This window comes from Gordonia sp. (in: high G+C Gram-positive bacteria) (genome assembly GCF_049299075.1).
Lineage (GTDB): Bacteria > Actinomycetota > Actinomycetes > Mycobacteriales > Mycobacteriaceae > Gordonia.
This window is the reverse complement of record NZ_JBAQWU010000049.1, coordinates 1-3,701: the sequence shown is the minus strand read 5'-3', so window position 1 is coordinate 3,701 and position 3,701 is coordinate 1. Positions and strand designations below refer to the sequence as shown.

General features: G+C 60.4%; 4 protein-coding genes. All 4 read left to right on the top strand.

All coding sequences use genetic code 11. The features are described from left to right. Window positions 1-729, top strand: a 729-nt coding sequence (locus tag WAW85_RS01870; protein ID WP_422557964.1) for a TRCF domain-containing protein, incomplete at its 5' end; no start/stop codon positions are given. A 44-nt stretch (window positions 730-773) separates the two neighbouring features. Next, window positions 774-2,012, top strand: coding sequence for a MazG family protein (locus WAW85_RS01865; RefSeq protein ID WP_422557963.1), 1,239 nt, complete (start codon window positions 774-776; stop codon window positions 2,010-2,012). A gap of 125 nt (window positions 2,013-2,137) precedes the next feature. Continuing rightward, window positions 2,138-3,247 (top strand): DNA cytosine methyltransferase, encoded by a 1,110-nt coding sequence (locus WAW85_RS01860; RefSeq protein WP_422557962.1) that lies wholly within the window; start codon window positions 2,138-2,140, stop codon window positions 3,245-3,247. A 59-nt stretch (window positions 3,248-3,306) separates the two neighbouring features. Beyond that, window positions 3,307-3,701 (top strand): hypothetical protein (locus WAW85_RS01855; protein WP_422557961.1); only part of this gene is annotated, 395 nt, incomplete at its 3' end.

Below are 3,701 nucleotides of genomic sequence, written 5' to 3'. Positions count from 1 at the left end.
TACCTGTTCTACAGCGTTGATAGGCCGTTGACGGAGACGGCCCACGACAGGCTGGCGACCATCGCCCAGAACAACGAGCTGGGCGCGGGTATGGCGGTGGCGTTGAAGGATTTGGAGTTGCGCGGCGCCGGCAATGTGCTGGGTGCCGAGCAGTCCGGGCACGTCGCCGGGGTTGGTTTCGACCTGTACGTGCGGCTCGTGGGGGAGGCCGTGGAGGCGTATCGCGCGGCGGCCGACGGGGAGGCGATCACGCACGAGGAGACCAAGGAGGTGCGGATCGATCTGCCGGTCGACGCGCACATTCCGGTCGAGTACGTGGAGGCCGACCGGCTGCGGTTGGAGGCGTACCGGAAACTGGCTGCTGCGACGTCGGACACCGACGTCGACGAAGTGCTGACCGAGTTGATGGACCGCTACGGTGAGCCGCCCGTCGAGACACAACGCCTGGCGTCGATTGCGAGGCTGCGGTTGCGGGCGCGGGAGCGGGGGATCACCGAGGTGACTCCGGCCGGCGATTCGGTGCGGTTTGCGCCGCTGCCGCTGCTCGATAGCGAGCAGGTCCGACTGGCGCGCCTGTTCAAGGGCGCGCATTATCGGGCGACGACGTCGACAGTCACCCTGCCGATCCCGCGGTCGGGGGGCATGGGCTCCCCGCGTTTGCGAGATGACGAGCTGATCGCCTACCTGGTCTCGTTCATGACGACGTTGAAGCCGTTGGATAGTGCGTAGAAGCAAGTAAGGTTCACCTCGAGCTACTTCTCGGAGGTGTACCGATGCCTGTGATCCTGCTGGATCCTGATTTGCCGGACCTGATCCCGGTGCGTGCCGTGTCCTTCATGTCGGGGCACGTGTTCGTGACGGAGGATGTGAATCCTGCGTTGCTGTGGAACATTCCGTCGTACGAGTTCGCAAGTGGGGCACATCAGGTGCCGTTCGGCGCGGTGGTGCTCTCGTCCGATCGCGCGCATCCCCTTGTGCTGCAGATGATTTCGCACGGCGATCAGGTCATTGTGGGCGATGAGATTCCGGGTACGCGGTTGCTGGCAGCGGTGGCGCTGATGGATCGGCTGCGTCGCACAGGTCCGTGGGAGCAGCAGCAGACGCATGACTCGCTACGGCGGTACCTCCTGGAGGAGGTTTACGAGCTGCTCGACGCCTTCGATAGTGGCGACCATGCGGAGTTGCGGTCCGAGCTCGGTGATCTGCTGTTGCAGGTGCTGTTCCACGCGCGGATCGCCGAGGATTCGGCGCAGGACGCGTTCAGCATCGACGACGTGGCGCAGAGTTTTGTCGACAAGGTCTCCTACCGGACGCCGGGGATTCTGTCGGGCGAGCATGCGGACCTGGAGCGTCAGATCCGGGAGTGGGAGGAGCGCAAGGCGGCCGAGCGGAACCGGGGGAGTGTGCTCGACGGCCTGGTGACCAGTCAGCCGGCGTTGGCACTGACACAGAAGCTCTTTGAGCGTCTGGCGTCCGCCGACTTCCCGCGCGACGCGATCAGCCCGTCGCTGACTCGGGTCGACATCCCCGTCCGCAAGCACGCGCGTGACAGTGCCGAGGATCAGCAGCGCCGCCGGGTCTTGCAGCTGATCGAGCAGGTGCGCGCCGCTGAGGACGCCGCCGTCCTAGACGGTGTCACTCCCCGCCACGAGGACACCTGGCGCAAGTACCTGGGTATGTCGTTCGACCCGCCGGTGGAGCCCCTCTCGCCGGTTGAGCCTGTCGAAACCGAACACATCAACCCGTGGGCCGCGGAGTACACCTCCGGATTCGCGACCGCTGCACCCGGTGCCACGCACGACACCCGCAACGACTTCGATCACGAATTCGACGCCGAGTCCTCGGCTTCCGGATTCCCTGAGGCGGAGGACTTCCCCGGCCCGCCGGACCCGATCGAGACCGTCGGCGCCGACCCGATCAAGGCGGGTGAGCGGAAGGTCAAGGTCCGCTACACCGACGACGTCCCGAAGATGATCGTCCGCTCGGAACGCGATGACGCTGAGGAGGACTGATTCAGGAGCTCGCGGGATTGTCGTACCCTCCAGATAGATTTAACAGCGAACGCAGCGGGTGTCACCGGGGCACCAGTCCTCGCGCAGCCTACTATTGGTGTCGTCAACGTGGAAACGAGCAGCAGATGAGTACTAAACAGACACCGACCGTAGTTTCACTTTTTAGTGGGGCTGGAGGGTTGGACCTAGGTCTCGAGGCCGCGGGCATGCATACCCTCTACGCGAGTGATATCGACTATCACAGTTGCAAGACTCTGGAGAGTGGGAGGCGGAATTCTCGCGCAAATGATCTCCCATTTCTCCGCGACGCCATCATCGAGCAGGCTGATGTAAGCGACCTTGATGGTTCACAGATACTCGCCCAAGTTGGGCTCGCGCGCGGCAAGTTGGATGTTTTAGCGGGAGGGCCTCCTTGTCAGGCCTTCAGCGTAATGGGGCGCAGGCAAGGTCGAGGTGACCCGCGTGGACAGCTACCAGACCAATATGCGCGGCTTTTGGCGCAGATGGCACCTCGCTCATTTGTATTCGAAAATGTATACGGACTCCTCACGATCGACGGCGGCAACGTCTTCCATTCGATTTGCAAACTGCTCGAGAATCCAGCGCCGGACCTGAGCTACAAGTTGTCGGTGTTTAGACTGAACGCTGAAGATTACGGCGTACCGCAGAGGCGTGACCGGGTAATTATCATTGGCTCGCGCGAGGGGCGACAGATCGAAGAGATTCGTCGCATTACTGGTGATCAAGACGGTGGCCTCCACCGCCGCAACGTGAGAGATGCGCTGCGAGGCCTTCCGCCGATGGGAGAATCCCTGCCCAACCACACTGGGCGGAAGCATAGTGATCGAATTATAGAACGATACCGATCCTTGGCATTCGGCGAGCGTGATCCGAAGACTAGGATCAATAGGCTTGACCCTGAACGACCGTCGTATGCGATCATCGTTGGATCCGACAAAGGCGGCGGCAAAGGGCATGTCCATCCGCATGATCCGCGTGAAGTTACACCGCGAGAGAGTGCACGAATCCAGACATTTCCGGACTGGTGGGAATTCTCTGGAACGTCCCGACATCCAATTCGACAGGTTGGTAATGCTGTACCGCCGCTACTCGGGGCTTGCATTGGCGCCGAGATGGTGGTTAGACTATTCGATTCGCCGCGACCTGACTACTTCGACATGGTTAGGCTTCTTGGGCAAGACCACCTCTTCGACTCAGAAATGGTATTCCAGTGACAGTTCAACGGCCTGATTTCTATACCGAGACGACGCACTTTAGTCAACTAGGCGGAGGCATGGAGAAGCAGTGGCTAGAAGAGAACTGGATGGAGGCTTTTCGAATTCTCGCCAGACATAGTGGAGAATCCTGGGCGCATACAAATGTTTCATTGTACGAGGATCTGGAGGCTGCACTCCCTGGGACTCGATGGGTGCCAGAAGATCGTCCGGATAGACCGATTTTCCGTCGGGGAAGAGGTCCTTGGGTAAGCCTTGGCGTTCTTGAGATGGATGGTGGGATAATCCGATTGACAGATCGGGGAAAAGAGGTACTGGACGGGAAAGTCGCCTTCGGTGATTGCCTTTTGGAATACTTCTCGAATGGTGTGGAAACTAATGGGAAGAATGTATTTAGACCGATCCTTCGACTCCTTGCTGATGGTAAGCGCCATTCGTTTGACGAAATATATAC